We start from the raw sequence: 505 nt of genomic DNA on the forward strand, positions 1-505 counted from the left end.
TAGTGCATGTCGTTGTGGTCGGAGGTGTCGAGCCATTCGACCGCGACCCGGTTCCCCGACGCCGTCACAGTCTGCGGCGTGGTCACTACATCGGTATAGTGGGAGGTCCACAGGGTGAACATCCGGTGGATCTCCGCCCGCCCGGCGTACGGCTCCTTCATCATCATCTGGATGTAGCCGTCCTCGGTGAACAGGCTCGTCGCCTCGTCCGGGCTCAGCTTCCCCATGTCGCGATGGAATCGCTCGACAACAGCGACGATCTCGTCGGTACCTACCGTCATTCCACAGTCCTCTCCACACGGACCTCCGCTACACCCTGTCACGGGCCCGGCGGCGCGGTGGGATCCGCGTCGCCGGAACCATCGGGATCTTCGTCACCGCTCGGGGACCTGCTCGCGGTGGGCGAGCGGACCGGAGCGGAAGGTCGTACAGCCGGGTCTCGGCGTACCGGGCCTCGTCGTTGTAGATGTCGGTCCGACGAACAGCGGTCCGTAGGACGTACATC

At 65.0% G+C, this 505-nt stretch carries 1 protein-coding gene; it reads right to left on the reverse strand.

Annotated elements, in window-relative coordinates:
* Positions 1 to 281, reverse strand: a 281-nt coding sequence (locus ABFY07_RS42970; RefSeq protein ID WP_346179646.1) for a nuclear transport factor 2 family protein, incomplete at its 3' end; no start/stop codon positions are given.
* Positions 282 to 505 lie beyond the last annotated feature (224 nt).

The organism is Streptomyces sparsogenes subsp. cuspidosporus (assembly GCF_039532705.1).
In the GTDB taxonomy this organism is placed as follows: domain Bacteria; phylum Actinomycetota; class Actinomycetes; order Streptomycetales; family Streptomycetaceae; genus Streptomyces; species Streptomyces sparsogenes.